The organism is Streptomyces sp. NPDC096193 (assembly GCF_040302905.1).
In the GTDB taxonomy this organism is placed as follows: domain Bacteria; phylum Actinomycetota; class Actinomycetes; order Streptomycetales; family Streptomycetaceae; genus Streptomyces.
This window is the reverse complement of the sequence record NZ_JBEOSJ010000016.1, coordinates 1-13431: the sequence shown is the minus strand read 5'-3', so window position 1 is coordinate 13431 and position 13431 is coordinate 1. Positions and strand designations below refer to the sequence as shown.

The window sequence follows — 13431 nt, the reverse complement described above, 5'->3', positions numbered from 1 at the left end:
CCCGCATGGGGTGCCGCCCTCCGGCGTGTGGGTCGTCAGCCTCAGTAGGCGCTGTTGACGTTGTCGATCGAACCGTAGCGGTCGGCGGCGTAGTTGGCCGCGGCGACGATGTTGGCGACCGGGTCGTACTGGCTGTGCTTGGTGCCGGGGACGTGGTACGCGTCGAAGGTCGGCTTGATGACCTGGAGCAGGCCTATCGAGGGGACGCCGTTGATCGCGTTGATGTCCCAGTTGTTGATGGCGTTCGGGTTACCGCTGGACTCGCGGATGATGTTCTTGTGCAGACCCTGGTAGCTGCCCGGGATCTTGTGCTTCTTCATGATGTCGAGCGACTCGCGGATCCAGCCGTCCAGGTTGTTCGTGTAGACGGGCTTGCGAGCGGCGGCACGGCTGGCGGCCTGGTCGGCCATCCGCTTCTTGGCGGCAGCCTCGGCGGCGGCCTTCTTCTTGGCGGCAGCGTCGGCAGCTGCCTTCTTCGTGGCGGCGGCCTCGGCGGACGCCTTCTTCGCCGCGGCGACGGCCGCGGCCTTCACCTTGGCCGCGGAAGCCGACTGGTCGGCGGCGTTGAGCGACAGGGTCTTCGGCGCGTCGAGGGTCATCGCCACCGGGGCGATCCTCTGCGCGGCCTGCGGCTCGGCGACGGCGACGGCGGCGTCGCTCTCGCCGGCCGGAGCGAGGGAAAGGGTCAGAGCTGCGACACCGGCGGCGGCGATACCGGCGATCGAGACCTTGCGGGTCTTGGTCATACGGGTGCTGAACGCGGACATATCGTCGTACCTCTTCGAGTAGCGGAAGTCGCATCAGGCCGGAGCGGCGCTGCGCTCTAACGGCGGGCGACGGCTGCAATTCTTAGCGCCAGCAAAATCCCCTGGCAAAGGTGTGACGTACGATCCGCGATAGTGGATCAGGGGTCGGGCAAATCGCCCGTATGCCCATTCATCCCATGCTCAAGTGCCCTTTTTGTATCCACTAGTCTGCTTCGTAAGTGATCTGCGTCCTATGCGCGGGCTCACACGGGAGAGCAAGCCATTTCACCATCCGTTGCTTCAGCAATGCGAAGAGTGAGTGCTTTCTGCGGGTAGAAGAAGATGGATGTCGCCGAACTCGTGCCACAGGTAGCGGCGTTCGAGCGCCTCCCCGTACGCCCGCCCCAGAGCCGCACGCCCGGCGATCGCCTCCAGCATCAGCAGATGCGAGGCCTCGGGCTCGTGCAGCCCGGTCAGCAGCCCGTCCACGACACGCACCCCCCGTTCGGGCGTGACCACCAGATCGGTCCACCCCGACGCCGCCCGCACCACCCCGCCGGGGCCCGTCGCCGACTCCAGCGCCCGTACGGCGGTCGTGCCGACCGCGAGGATCCGTCCGCCGCCCGCCCGTGCCGCGTTCACCAGCCACGCCGTCGCCGCGGGCACCTCGAAGCGCTCCGGGTACGGCGGCTCGTGCGCCTCGACGGAGGCCACCCCCGTGTGCAGGGTGAGGGGAGCGAACTGCACCCCCCGGCTCACCAGCTCCGCCACCAGCCGAGGCGTGAAGGGCCGGGCGGCGCTCGGCATCTCCGCCGAGCCGCTGCCGTCGGGGGAGGGGAGCGCGAACACCGTCCGGTACGCGGACAGCGGCTGGTCCCCGGCCGTGTACCCGTAGCGGATCGGCCGCCCGTGGCGGCGCAGCAGCCCCGGCACGGCCACGGACACCGACGCCCACCACAGCCGCACGCCCCCGGGAGCCAGCGGTTCCTCCAGCACCAGATGCTCGCCCCCGGGCAGCCTCACGCGCGCGCCCGCGGGCCCGCCCGCGCGCGGAAGAGTGCTGCCCCCGCCGTCGGGTGCCCGCAGCTCCACCGCCCACCGGCCGTCGTCCCCACGCGTCGAGAAGTGGACGACGACCGCTTCGCCACCGAGACGGCCGTTGACGGCGGCCGGCAGCGTGGCGGAGGTGTTGACCACCAGCACGTCACCGGCCCGCAGCAGATTGGGCAGATCCCGGAATGCGTGATGGGTCACCCGCGTCCCCTCCGAGACCATCAGACGTACGTCGTCCCGGCCCGAGCCGCGCACCTCGGCGGGCACCCTCGCCGACAGTTCCTCCGGCACCCGCAGCGTGTCCAGCACGACAACCCCTTCCCCTTCTGCGGCCCCGCGACCGCCCCTCACACGGACCCCAGCAGCGCCGGCGCCCCGTACCGGCCGCTGACCGGACGCTCGTCCAGCAGCCGCAGGAAGCCGGGGACCACCGAGGCCGGGTCCGGGCGCGGATCGTCGTCGTCCGGCACCGCCGCCGCGTAGAGATCCGTCTGCATGTCGCCCGGGTCCACCGCCCACACCCGCAGCCCCGGCTCCTCGACCGCGAGCACCGCCGTGAGGTGGTCCAGCGCGGCCTTCGACGCTCCGTAACCGCCCCACGTCTCGTACGCCTCGGCCGCCGCGTCCGAACTCACCGCGATCACCGTCCCCGCGTCCGACACCCGCAGCAGCGGCAGCGCCTCTTGGACCAGCCCCATCGCGGCCACCACGTTGGTCTCCAGAGCCGCCCGCAGCCCCTCCAGCGGCAGTGCCTCCAGCCGCACCAGCGGCTCCGCCCCCAGCGCACTGGCATTGCTCACCAGCAGATCGAGCCCGCCCAGCCCGCGGGCCGCGGCCACCAGCTCCCCGCGGTGCGCCGGATCGGTCACATCACCGGCGACCGCCACGACCCGCGTCCCGTGCGCGGCCACCCGCCGCGCGCTCTCCCTCAGTACGCCCTCGGTCCTCGCCCCCAGCACGAGGTCCCAGCCCCGCTCCGCGAGAGCCGCGGCCAGGGCGTGCCCCAGCCCCTTCGAAGCACCCGTGATCACTGCTACCGGCATGGCGTCCATCCCCTTGTCCGCGTCGATGCCCTCACCGTAGGAACGCGACCTGCCCCGCCACCTCGTGCGCGGGACCCCTTCCTGCCCGGTTCTTCGACCTAGGTCTCCATCGCCACTTGCCGCGGGAGGGGACTCGGACGAGCGGGGGAGGACCTAGGCCTCCGGACCCGGGCGACTGCGTCCGCGGGCCGATACGGACCGTCACACCCCGCGGGTACGGTGAGTTCATGAGCCACCGACCACGCTCCGGTCTCGCGGCCGTGAGCACCGCGCTGCTCGCCATGAGCAGGCATCTCGAGGTCCGCGACGTGCTGAAGACGATCGTCGCCTCGGCGCGAGAGCTCCTCGACGCGGAGTACGCGGCACTGGGCGTCCCGGACGACCACGGCGGCTTCGCGCAGTTCGTGGTCGACGGGGTCAGTGACGAACAGTGGAAGGCGATCGGACCGCTGCCCCGGCAGCACGGCATCCTCGCCGCCATGCTCCGCGACGCCAAGACCGAGCGGCTCGGGGACGTGCGCGAGGACCCCCGCTTCGAGGGCTGGCCCTCCGCCCACCCCGACATGTCCGACTTCCTCGGCCTGCCCGTGAAGGACGGCGAGGAGACCATCGGCGCGCTCTTCCTCGCCAACAAGCGCTGCCCGAAGCCCGAGGGCGGCTGCGGATTCACCGAGGAGGACGAGGAACTGCTGGCGATCCTCGCCCAGCACGCGGCCATCGCCCTGACCAACGCCCGGCTCTACGAACGAAGCCGTGAACTCACCATCGCCGAGGAGCGCTCACGCCTCGCCCACGAACTGCACGACGCCGTGAGCCAGAAGCTCTTCTCCCTGCGGCTCACGGCCCAGGCCGCCGCCGCCCTGGTCGACCGCGATCCGGCGCGCGCCAAGGGCGAACTCCACCAGGTCGCCTCGCTGGCCGCCGAGGCCGCGGACGAACTGCGCGCGGCCGTCGTGGAGTTGCGCCCGGCGGCGCTGGACGAGGACGGGCTCGTCAACACCCTCCGTACGCAGATACAGGTCCTCGACCGGGCCCACAGCGCCCGGGTCACGTTCGACACCTGCGGGGTCCGGGCTCTGCCCGCGGCCCAGGAGGAGGCCCTGCTGCGGGTCACCCAGGAGGCCCTGCACAACGCGCTGCGGCACTCCGGGGGCGACAGGGTCGACGTGGTCCTGGCCCGCCGCGGCCAGGGCGCGGTCCTCAGCGTCACGGACAACGGCACGGGCTTCGAGCCCCGCACGGTCCGCCGGGCCGGCCGCCACCTGGGCCTCGTCTCGATGCGCGACAGGGCGGGCGGGGTCGGGGGAAAGCTCACGGTGCAGTCCGCGCCCGGGAAGGGCACGACGATCGAGATGGAGGTCCCCGGTGGCTGACAGGACTATTCGCGTGCTGCTGGTCGACGACCACCAGGTGGTCCGCCGCGGGTTGCGCACCTTCCTCGAGGTCCAGGACGACATCGAGGTGGTCGGTGAGGCGGGTGACGGGGACGAGGGCGTGGCGCGCGCGGAGGAACTGAAACCGGACGTCGTCCTGATGGACGTGAAGATGCCCGGCACCGACGGCATCGAGGCCCTGCGCAAGCTCCGCGACCTCTCCAACCCGGCCCGGGTGCTGATCGTCACCAGCTTCACCGAGCAGCGCACCGTGGTCCCCGCCCTGCGCGCCGGCGCCTCGGGCTACGTCTACAAGGACGTCGACCCGGAGGCCCTCGCGCGCGCCATCCGCTCCGTCCACGCGGGCCATGTACTGCTCCAGCCGGAGGTCGCGGGCGCGCTGCTGTCCCAGGACGAGCCGGGCAACGGCACGGGCCGCGGCGGTTCGCTCACCGAGCGCGAGCGGGAGGTGCTCGGCCTGATCGCGGACGGCCGGTCCAACCGCGAGATCGCCCGCGCGCTCGTCCTGTCCGAGAAGACCGTCAAGACGCACGTCTCGAACATCCTGATGAAGCTGGACCTCGCGGACCGCACACAGGCGGCGCTGTGGGCCGTACGACACGGACTGACCAGCTAATCGGATCGTCGCGCTCCGGTCCGAGATTCATACTGTCGGGTGTATGTCACCCGTACGGCGCATCCTGATCGTCCCTGGGCCGTTCTCCATGGCGTGCTGCGGCGGCCGGCCGCAGCGAATGTCCAGGAGGATTTTCGAAGTGATGAACCTGAAGAAGGCCGCAGTCCTGACCATCGTCGCCGGTGGCATCGTCGCCGCGGGCGCGGGGGCCGCGTCGGCGTCCGACGGCGGCGCGTACGCCGACGGCAAGGCCGTGGGCTCCCCGGGCGTCGCCTCGGGCAACCTGATCCAGGCCCCGATCCACGTCCCGGTGAACGCGGTCGGCAACAGCGTCAACGTGATCGGCGTCCTGAACCCGGCCTTCGGCAACCTGGGCCTGAACGGCTGACACCCCTTCGCCGTCGCCGGCGGGCCCTGCTGCCCGCCGGCGAGGGCGCGCCCGCAGCCAGGTCCAGCCTCGCTGCGTCTGATGGGCGGTCTCGGCACCCGTCCGTGCCGAGATTCGCGTACCGGCGCGGCAGCCATATCCAGCCTCGCCGGCGTTGAGGCGGTGCTGCCCGCCGCACATGATGGGGCTCCTTCATCGTTGGGTTGCGGGGGCACTGAAATCAGCCTCGCCGGCGTTAAGGCGCGGGGCCGTGATGGGCCTGGGGGGGTGCTGCCCGCCGGCGCAGGAAGCGGCTTCTCTATTGCTGGGTTGCTGGGGTACCGGAATTCAGCCTCGCCGGCGTTTGAGGCGCGGGGTCCGGGCGGAGCCCCGCGAAGGGCCCGGGCGCAACCACCCGCCCCGCGAAGGGCCCGGGCGCAACCACCCGCCCCGCGAAGGGCCCGGGCGCAACCACCCGCCCCGCGAAGGGCCCGCGCGCAACCACCCGCCCCGCGAAGGGCCCGCGCGCAACCACCCGCCCGACCAGGACCCCCACGGCCCCCCGCACACCAGGGGCCCGGGCCACACGCCCCGGCAAAGGCCCCTACCGCTCCCGCTCCTCCACATACGCGTTGTACGCCGCCACCTGCGCCCGCCGCGCCACCCGCTCCACCGGCCGCAGCGCCTCCCCCCGCGCCGCCATCTCGGACGCGCTCACCGCACCCCCGTGCCCCTTCTCGTACGCCACCGAGACCAGCAGCGCGATCCGCTGAGCAAGCTCCAACACCCGTGCCGCCCGCGGCGGATACCCGGGCGCGAGCGTCTCCCCACCCCGGTCCGCCCGGGCCCGGTACGCGTCGATCGCCGCCTCGGCCACCGGCCCGGACGCCGCCACGTCGAGCCGCGACAGCACCTCCGTCGCCTCCCGCAGCGCCTCCGCCAGCTCCCGCTCGGCCTCGCCGAGCGACGGCACGTCCGCAGGCGGCGCCTCCCGTACCTCCAGGCAGCGCCAGACCACCTCGACGTGCACATCGCCGGCCGGCCCCGCCTCGGACACCTCCGGCACGAGCCCGTACGCCGCGCCGTAACCGACGACGGCCTCCTCCGCGTCGAGCGCTCGCGCGTTGAAGGCCGGAGGTCCGCTGAGCCCCAGCGGATGCCCCGGCGCGGGCAGCGCGACCCGGAAGCCGGTCACCCCGAGCCCGCGCAGCCGCCCGAGCGCCAGCGTGAGCCCGACGGGTCCCGCCTCGCCCGGAAGCCCCTCCACGCGGTGCACCGCGTCCTCGCCGACGATCGCGAGAACCGCGTCGTCCGGTGATACAAGTCCGGCCAACAGGGCGTTTCCCCATGCCGCCAGTCGTCCTGAGCGTGGTTCCGAAAGCATGGACCCAGCCTAGGGACCGGGCCGGGGGGAGGGGGTACCCGGCCGGTGGCGTAGGTTTTCCCTGGGAGCTGTGCCCACAGGCGCATAAAAGCCTCCTATGGCCTCAAGACGATTGCATGGGGAGACAACGCGCTCATGAGCGATGTACTGGAGCTGGTGGACGTATCCGTGGTCCGCGACGGACGCGCTCTGGTGGACGACGTCTCCTGGTCGGTCAAGGAGGGGGAGCGCTGGGTCATCCTCGGTCCCAACGGCGCCGGCAAGACGACCCTCCTGAACATCGCGTCCAGCTACCTCTTCCCGACCACCGGCACGGTCAAGATCCTCGACGAGCGCCTCGGCGGCGTGGACGTCTTCGAACTCCGTCCCCGCATCGGCATGGCCGGCATCGCCATGGCCGAGAAGCTGCCCAAGCGGCAGACCGTGCTCCAGACGGTCCTCACGGCCGCGTACGGCATGACCGCCACCTGGCACGAGAACTACGACGCCGTCGACGAGGAGCGCGCCCGCGCCTTTCTCGACCGGCTCGGGATGACCGACTACCTCGACCGCAGGTTCGGCACGCTCTCCGAGGGCGAGCGCAAGCGCACGATGATCGCCCGCGCGATGATGACCGACCCCGAGATGCTGCTCCTGGACGAGCCCGCCGCGGGACTCGACCTCGGCGGGCGCGAGGACCTGGTGCGCCGTCTCGGGCGTCTCGCCCGCGACCCGTACGCCCCCTCCATGATCATGGTCACCCACCACGTCGAGGAGATCGCCCCTGGCTTCACCCATGTCCTGATGATCCGTCAGGGCAAGGTGCTGGCCGCAGGCCCCATGGAGACCGAGCTCACCTCCCGCAACCTCTCTCTCTGCTTCGGCCTCCCGCTGCTCGTCGAGCGCAACGGCGAACGCTGGACGGCCCAGGGCCTCCCGCTGGGCTGACGGCACTCCCGGCCTCTGTTCGGCGCGGCCTCCGGCGCGCAGCCGACGCTCACCATCCCCGTGGCCCCGGGTCCGGCGGCACCATCCGGTGACCCACGCCCCATCGCGGCCCGCCAACACCCCGGCGGCGCCTGTCTGTCCGCCGCCGACCCGCCTCGCCCCCTGTCCCCAGCACGACCTGCCGATCTACCATGACCATGTGGAAATCGACGCGTGGGTGTGGTGGCTGATCGGTGCGGTCGGACTGGGCATTCCGCTGGTGCTGACGGCGATGCCCGAGTTCGGGATGCTGTCCGCCGGAGCGGTCGCCGCGGCCGTCGTCGCGGCACTCGGCGGCGGCACGGTCGCCCAAGTCCTCGTGTTCGCCGTGGTGTCCGTGGCCCTCATCGCGGTGGTACGGCCGATCGCGAGCCGGCACCGGGCTCAACGCCCCCAGTTCGCCAGCGGAGTCGACGCGCTGAAAGGCCGTCAGGCGGTTGTCCTGGAGCGAGTTGACGGCAATGGTGGCCGCATCAAGCTCGCCGGCGAGGTCTGGTCGGCACGCGCCCTCGACGCCGACATGAGTTTCGAGGCCGGCCAACAGGTCGACGTCGTCGAGATCGACGGCGCGACCGCGGTCGTGATGTGACGGAACGAAGCCGAACGCCCAACACCCCAGGCCCACTTCTGGGAAACTCGATCATCTCCACCATCCGGCAGCGAAGGGCACAGGGAACACGATGCAACCGATCATCATCGTCCTGATCATTCTGGTGGTGCTGGTCTTCATCGCCCTGATCAAGACGATCCAGGTCATCCCGCAGGCCAGCGCAGCCATCGTCGAACGCTTCGGGCGCTACACCCGCACCCTCAACGCGGGACTCAACATCGTCGTCCCGTTCATCGACTCCATCCGCAACCGCATCGACCTCCGCGAACAGGTCGTGCCGTTCCCGCCCCAGCCGGTGATCACCCAGGACAACCTGGTGGTCAACATCGACACGGTCATCTACTACCAGGTCACCGACGCCCGGGCCGCGACCTACGAGGTCGCCAGCTACATCCAGGCCATCGAGCAGCTCACCGTCACCACCCTGCGCAACATCATCGGTGGCATGGACCTGGAGCGGACCCTGACCTCCCGCGAGGAGATCAACGCGGCGCTGCGCGGTGTCCTCGACGAGGCCACCGGCAAGTGGGGCATCCGCGTCAACCGCGTCGAGCTGAAGGCCATCGAGCCGCCGACCTCCATCCAGGACTCGATGGAGAAGCAGATGCGCGCCGACCGTGACAAGCGTGCGGCGATCCTCACCGCCGAAGGTATCCGCCAGTCGCAGATCCTCACGGCCGAGGGTGAGAAGCAGTCCGCGATCCTGCGCGCCGAGGGTGAGGCGAAGGCGGCCGCCCTGCGCGCCGAGGGTGAGGCCCAGGCCATCCGTACCGTCTTCGAGTCCATCCACGCGGGAGACCCGGACCAGAAGCTGCTCTCCTACCAGTACCTCCAGATGCTGCCGAAGATCGCCGAGGGCGATGCCAACAAGCTCTGGATCGTGCCCAGCGAGATCGGCGACGCCCTCAAGGGCCTGTCCGGAGCGTTCGGCAACCTGGGCAGCGGCGGAGGCCCCGGATTCAACACCGGCAAGGAGCGGCGCGAAGAGCCCCCCGTGAGCTGACGCACCCCCGCTCGGACACGGGCAGGACATCGGGCATGATCGGTGCAGCAGGCACCGATCAGCGAAGGGCACAGCGTGACCATCTGGGAGATGCTCGCCGTCTTCGCCGCGGGCATCGGCGCCGGCACCATCAACACCATCGTCGGCTCGGGCACGCTGATCACCTTCCCGGTGCTCCTCGCCACCGGTCTGCCCCCGGTCACCGCGACCGTCTCCAACGCCCTCGGCCTGATCCCCGGCTCGGTCAGCGGGGCCATCGGCTACCGCGCCGAACTGACCGGCCAGCGCAAACGCGTCCTGCGGCTGAGCGTCGTGGCCGCGATCGGCGGCGTCAGCGGAGCCGTACTCCTGCTGACGCTGCCGTCCACGGCGTTCGAGACGATCGTGCCGGTCCTCGTGGGGATCGCCCTCGTCCTGGTCGTTCTCCAGCCCTGGATCACCAAGGCCGTCCAGCGCCACCGCGACCGCCACGGCACCCACGCCCGCCCCGACGGCGGCCCGCTCCTGCTCACCGGACTGCTGCTCGCCAGCGTCTACGGCGGCTACTTCACCGCGGCCCAGGGGATCATCTACCTGTCCCTGATGGGCATGCTGCTCGACGACAGCCTCCAGCGCCTCAACGCCGTCAAGAACATCCTCGCCGCCGTCGTCAACAGCGTCGCGGCGATCTTCTTCCTCTTCGTCGCCCACTTCGACTGGCAAGCCGTGTTGCTGATCGCCGTCGGCTCCGCCATCGGTGGCCAGCTCGGCGCCAAGATCGGCCGACGGCTGCCCCCGGCCGCCGTCCGTGCCCTCATCGTCGTCGTCGGCAGCGCCGCCATCGTCCAGCTGGTGCTGCGCTGACACACCGGAGCCCGCCCCGGTCGTCCGGGACGGGCTCCCACATTCTCGATCCGGCTACGCGGCAGGCTGAGCCGCCAGCCACTGCGGCAGCTCGGCGCGCTCACCGGCCCTCATGCCCAGCAGCATCGCGTCGGCCGGCGACGGTACGAACGGCTGGTGCAGCAGCGGCATCCCCGCCTGCTCCGGCGTACGGTCCGCCTTGCGGTGGTTGTCCTCGGAGCACGAGGCCACCGTGTTGAGCCAGCTGTCCGCACCACCGTGCGACCTCGGCACCACGTGGTCCACGGTCGTCGCCCGCCTCCCGCAGTACGCGCACCGGTGCTGGTCCCGTATCAGCACACCCCGTCTCGACCACGGTGCCTGTCTTCGAAAGGGCACCCGTACGTATCTGCAGAGCCTGATCACCCGGGGCACGGGCAGATCGACCGCGGCCGCACGCACACGGAGTCCGGGGTGGGCCTGCTCGACGACGGCCTTGTCCTGGAGCACCAGCACGACCGCACGGTTGAGTGTCACCGTCGACAGCGGCTCGAAGCTCGCATTCAGTACCAGCGTGTCCCGCATCCCGCCCACCTCCCGTTCACCGGCCCGGCCCTGTTCGGCGGGCTCTGGGCTTGGATCAACTCTGGCCGGGCGCGCCGAGATGGACAACGCAATAAAAGATGCCCTGCCCTGATCTCTCCAAGACCAGGGCAGGGCAAACAACAAGCGAACGGTCAGTGCTCCGCGGGAGCCTGGTACTCACCGATCAACTGTGCACGGGCAATCGTGTGGAACCGCAGATTGAATCCCACGACCGCGGGCGAGACATCCGCGTCCGGTCCGAGCTTCTCGCTGTCCACGGCGTACACGGTGAACACATAGCGGTGGTTCTCCCCGGCCGGCGGAGCCGCGCCGCCGAAGTCCCGCGACCCGTAGTCGTTGCGGACTTGAACGGCGTCGTCGGGCAGCCCCTCGAACTTCCCGCTGCCCGCACCCGCCGGCAATTCCGTGACCGAAGCCGGAATGTCGAAGACCACCCAGTGCCAGAAACCACTGCCCGTGGGCGCGTCCGGATCGAAACACGTCACGGCGAAGCTCTTGGTCTCGGCCGGGAAGCCCTCCCACCGCAGATGCGGCGAGGTGTTGCCCGCCGCTTGGACCTGGGCATCCCGCAGCACCGACCCCGGCTCGATGTCGTCGCTCACCACCGTGAACGACGCCACCTCGGGATGAAAGTCGTGCGGAAGGGGCGCCCTCTTGAGCTCGGTCACGTCTGAACCTCCGATGCGGCTGTCCTGTTTGAAGCTCTTCCGGTCCGACCCTAGGGCCGGCCGTCCGGATCAGGCCGGCGGCACCCCTAGAGCCAGTTGCGCCGGCCACCGACATCGGCGAGCCACTGGTTGAGGTAGGCACTCCAGTCGGTCGACTGGAAGTCGTGGTGCCCCACCTTGAAAGCCTTGTACGAGTCACTGCTCTCGCTGAACAGGCCGGGCTTCTTGTCCATCTCCAGGATGACGTCCATCTCGCGGTCGTCGGCGACGAAGGTGAGCTCGACCTGGTGCAGCCCGCGGTACTGCTGCGGCGGGAAGAACTCGATCTCCTGGTAGAACGGCAGCCGCTGACGCGTGCCCCGGATGTGCCCGCGCTCCATGTCCGCGCTCTTGAAGCGGAAGCCGAGCTGGATGAACGCGTCCAGGATCGCCTGCTGCGCCGGCAGCGGGTGCACATTGATCGGGTCCAGATCGCCCGAGTCCACGGCTCGCGCGATCTCCAGCTCCGTGGTCACACCGATGTTCATCCCGCGCAGCTGCTGGCCGGCGACGCTCGTCACCGGCGTCTCCCACGGAATCTCCAGCCCGAACGGCACCACGTGCACCGCGCCGGCCTTCACCTCGAAGGCACCGCCGAGACGCTGCTTGGTGAACTCGATGTCCTGCTTGACCTCCTGGTCACCGCCCTCGACCTCGACGCGTGCCTGGAGTCCGACGGACAGTCCCTCGATCTGCTGGTCCACCGAACCGCCCTGGATGCGCACCTCGCCCTGGACGACCCCGCCCGGTACGACGTTCTCCTCGGTGAGCACTGTCTCGACGGAGGCGCCCCCGGCGCCCATGCTCGCGAGCAGCTTCTTGAAGCCCATGTCCACTCCTTCTAGGTCCTGACCCCTACATACGCGCCACGACCGTAGCCGGTTCCCCGGGTACCCTCGGACGCCATGATCGAGAGCCCCGACCGTACGCCGTTGTCGCGGGAGTTCTTCGACCGCCCTGTACTGGAGGTCGCACCCGAACTCCTCGGCTGCACCCTCGCACGCCACCACGACGACGGTTCCATCGAACTGCGCATCACCGAAGTGGAGGCGTACGCGGGGGAGCTCGACCCCGGTTCCCACGCCTTCCGCGGACGCACCGCCCGCAACGACGTCATGTTCGGACCGCCCGGTCACGCGTACGTCTACTTCACCTACGGCATGTGGCACTGCTTGAACGTGGTGTGCGGCCCGGTCGGCCGCGCAGGCGGTGTCCTGCTGCGAGCCGGTGAGGTACTGGTAGGCGCGGAGCACGCCCGCAAACGTCGAATCTCAGCCCGTCATGACAGAGAACTGGCCAAGGGCCCGGCCCGTCTGGCCACGGCGCTCGACGTCGACCGCACCCTCAATGGTGTGGACTTCTGCGCCGACGGCCACTCACCCCTGACCCTGCACCCCGGCACTGCGCCCGCCCCTCACCAGGTCCGCAACGGTCCGCGCACGGGAGTCGGCGGCGACGGAGCCCACCACCCGTGGCGCTTCTGGATCGACGGCGACCCCACGGTGAGCCCCTACCGGGCACACGCGCCGCGCCGCAGGGCAACTTGACTCGGCCTCCCGAGACGCCTAACGTAGCCCGAGCCGCTTGAGACAGGCCCTGCTGTTCAGCAACCTGAAGCGGCCACCCACTACAGACAACCAGCCCAGAACGGGTTCGATTTCGGCATGCCGGAATTCTTGCCTCGGTGACTCGATTATGAGTAGCCAAGGGAATCGGCTAAAGTAGTGAATGCGCCGAAAGGCAAAAGGCCTTCCAACGGCCACTGGATCGAATTCCACACCGGAAACGGAACGGAAAAAGAGTCTGGTAAGGTTGGAAACGAAGGGAAGCGCCCGGAGGGCCCGGAAACGGGAACAAAGGAAGCGTCCGTTCCTTGAGAACTCAACAGCGTGCCAAAAGTCAACGCCAGATATGTTGATACCCCGTCCATCTTCGGATGGCGAGGTTCCTTTGAAAGTCCTGCCGGCCCCTTTGTGGGGTGGTAGGCAATGACACAGCGAGGACGCTGTGAACAGTCGGTCTTATTCCGATCGACTGTTCCGCTCTTGTGGTGTTCATCCCGATTACGGGAAAACATTCATGGAGAGTTTGATCCTGGCTCAGGACGAACGCTG

The 13431-nt window shown here is 69.9% G+C and carries 15 protein-coding genes; 8 read left to right on the top strand and 7 right to left on the bottom strand.

Translation table 11 applies throughout. The features are described from left to right. Nucleotides 1-41: 41 nt before the first annotated feature. The 3 genes from ABTX78_RS22620 to ABTX78_RS22610 all read right to left on the bottom strand — a co-directional run bounded on the left by ABTX78_RS22620 (nucleotide 42) and on the right by ABTX78_RS22610 (nucleotide 2842). Nucleotides 42-767: a transglycosylase SLT domain-containing protein gene (locus ABTX78_RS22620; protein ID WP_352208597.1), complete on the bottom strand. Its 726-nt coding sequence runs from the start codon at nucleotides 765-767 to the stop codon at nucleotides 42-44. 279 nt (nucleotides 768-1046) lie between these two features. Further along, entirely contained in the window at nucleotides 1047-2150 is a 1104-nt protein-coding gene (locus ABTX78_RS22615) for an S-adenosylmethionine:tRNA ribosyltransferase-isomerase (RefSeq protein ID WP_502993932.1), read from the bottom strand. Further along, nucleotides 2147-2842, bottom strand: coding sequence for an SDR family NAD(P)-dependent oxidoreductase (locus ABTX78_RS22610; RefSeq protein WP_352208595.1), 696 nt, complete (start codon nucleotides 2840-2842; stop codon nucleotides 2147-2149). Before ABTX78_RS22610 ends, ABTX78_RS22615 begins: the two co-directional genes overlap by 4 nt. A gap of 227 nt (nucleotides 2843-3069) precedes the next feature. Between ABTX78_RS22610 and ABTX78_RS22605 the strand changes: the two genes are divergently transcribed. From ABTX78_RS22605 to ABTX78_RS22595, 3 genes are all read left to right on the top strand, one after another. Beyond that, entirely contained in the window at nucleotides 3070-4215 is a 1146-nt protein-coding gene (locus ABTX78_RS22605; protein WP_352208594.1) for a GAF domain-containing sensor histidine kinase, read from the top strand. Then, nucleotides 4208-4852 carry a response regulator gene (locus ABTX78_RS22600; protein WP_352208593.1) on the top strand — a complete coding sequence of 215 codons (645 nt, stop codon included), beginning with the start codon at nucleotides 4208-4210 and terminating at the stop codon, nucleotides 4850-4852. The genes ABTX78_RS22605 and ABTX78_RS22600 overlap by 8 nt, the downstream gene beginning before the upstream one ends. Before the next feature lie 139 nt (nucleotides 4853-4991). Next, nucleotides 4992-5240 carry a chaplin gene (locus ABTX78_RS22595; protein WP_352208592.1) on the top strand — a complete coding sequence of 83 codons (249 nt, stop codon included), beginning with the start codon at nucleotides 4992-4994 and terminating at the stop codon, nucleotides 5238-5240. A gap of 583 nt (nucleotides 5241-5823) precedes the next feature. On the opposite strand, the gene ABTX78_RS22590 is transcribed toward ABTX78_RS22595, so the two are convergent. After that, the gene (locus ABTX78_RS22590; RefSeq protein WP_352208591.1) at nucleotides 5824-6603 is read right to left on the bottom strand and encodes an Rv1486c family protein; all 780 of its coding nucleotides are present in this window, start codon (nucleotides 6601-6603) and stop codon (nucleotides 5824-5826) included. A 135-nt stretch (nucleotides 6604-6738) separates the two neighbouring features. Between ABTX78_RS22590 and ABTX78_RS22585 the strand changes: the two genes are divergently transcribed. The 4 genes from ABTX78_RS22585 (at nucleotide 6739) to ABTX78_RS22570 (ending at nucleotide 10025) form a co-directional block, all read left to right on the top strand. Beyond that, nucleotides 6739-7530, top strand: coding sequence for an ABC transporter ATP-binding protein (locus ABTX78_RS22585; RefSeq protein ID WP_352208590.1), 792 nt, complete (start codon nucleotides 6739-6741; stop codon nucleotides 7528-7530). Between the two features lie 199 nt (nucleotides 7531-7729). Then, a complete protein-coding gene (locus tag ABTX78_RS22580; RefSeq protein ID WP_327684969.1) occupies nucleotides 7730-8158 on the top strand; it encodes an NfeD family protein in 429 nt (142 codons plus the stop codon). Between the two features lie 91 nt (nucleotides 8159-8249). Then, on the top strand, nucleotides 8250-9182 hold the full coding sequence (locus ABTX78_RS22575; protein WP_352208589.1) for an SPFH domain-containing protein: 933 nt from the start codon (nucleotides 8250-8252) through the stop codon (nucleotides 9180-9182). A 75-nt stretch (nucleotides 9183-9257) separates the two neighbouring features. After that, nucleotides 9258-10025, top strand: coding sequence for a sulfite exporter TauE/SafE family protein (locus ABTX78_RS22570; protein ID WP_352208588.1), 768 nt, complete (start codon nucleotides 9258-9260; stop codon nucleotides 10023-10025). Nucleotides 10026-10079: 54 nt separating this feature from the next. On the opposite strand, the gene ABTX78_RS22565 is transcribed toward ABTX78_RS22570, so the two are convergent. The 3 genes from ABTX78_RS22565 to ABTX78_RS22555 form a co-directional block, all read right to left on the bottom strand. After that, on the bottom strand, nucleotides 10080-10589 hold the full coding sequence (locus ABTX78_RS22565; RefSeq protein WP_313947162.1) for an HNH endonuclease: 510 nt from the start codon (nucleotides 10587-10589) through the stop codon (nucleotides 10080-10082). A gap of 152 nt (nucleotides 10590-10741) precedes the next feature. After that, nucleotides 10742-11278 (bottom strand): YbhB/YbcL family Raf kinase inhibitor-like protein, encoded by a 537-nt coding sequence (locus ABTX78_RS22560; protein WP_352208587.1) that lies wholly within the window; start codon nucleotides 11276-11278, stop codon nucleotides 10742-10744. An 86-nt stretch (nucleotides 11279-11364) separates the two neighbouring features. Continuing rightward, nucleotides 11365-12147, bottom strand: coding sequence for a sporulation protein (locus ABTX78_RS22555; RefSeq protein ID WP_352208586.1), 783 nt, complete (start codon nucleotides 12145-12147; stop codon nucleotides 11365-11367). Between the two features lie 75 nt (nucleotides 12148-12222). Here ABTX78_RS22555 and ABTX78_RS22550 point away from each other — a divergent pair, with 75 nt between their 5' ends. Beyond that, nucleotides 12223-12864: a DNA-3-methyladenine glycosylase gene (locus ABTX78_RS22550; RefSeq protein ID WP_352208585.1), complete on the top strand. Its 642-nt coding sequence runs from the start codon at nucleotides 12223-12225 to the stop codon at nucleotides 12862-12864. Nucleotides 12865-13431 lie beyond the last annotated feature (567 nt).

Excerpts from the sequence above, each read along its gene's own strand:
- ABTX78_RS22575 (WP_352208589.1), top strand. The coding sequence starts at position 8,250 with ATGCAACCGATCATCATCGTCCTGATCATTCTGGTGGTGCTGGTCTTC.
- ABTX78_RS22565 (WP_313947162.1), bottom strand. The coding sequence starts at position 10,589 with ATGCGGGACACGCTGGTACTGAATGCGAGCTTCGAGCCGCTGTCGACG.
- ABTX78_RS22620 (WP_352208597.1), bottom strand. The coding sequence starts at position 767 with ATGTCCGCGTTCAGCACCCGTATGACCAAGACCCGCAAGGTCTCGATC.
- ABTX78_RS22555 (WP_352208586.1), bottom strand. The coding sequence starts at position 12,147 with ATGGGCTTCAAGAAGCTGCTCGCGAGCATGGGCGCCGGGGGCGCCTCC.
- ABTX78_RS22605 (WP_352208594.1), top strand. The coding sequence starts at position 3,070 with ATGAGCCACCGACCACGCTCCGGTCTCGCGGCCGTGAGCACCGCGCTG.
- ABTX78_RS22550 (WP_352208585.1), top strand. The coding sequence starts at position 12,223 with ATGATCGAGAGCCCCGACCGTACGCCGTTGTCGCGGGAGTTCTTCGAC.
- ABTX78_RS22590 (WP_352208591.1), bottom strand. The coding sequence starts at position 6,603 with ATGCTTTCGGAACCACGCTCAGGACGACTGGCGGCATGGGGAAACGCC.
- ABTX78_RS22610 (WP_352208595.1), bottom strand. The coding sequence starts at position 2,842 with ATGCCGGTAGCAGTGATCACGGGTGCTTCGAAGGGGCTGGGGCACGCC.
- ABTX78_RS22585 (WP_352208590.1), top strand. The coding sequence starts at position 6,739 with ATGAGCGATGTACTGGAGCTGGTGGACGTATCCGTGGTCCGCGACGGA.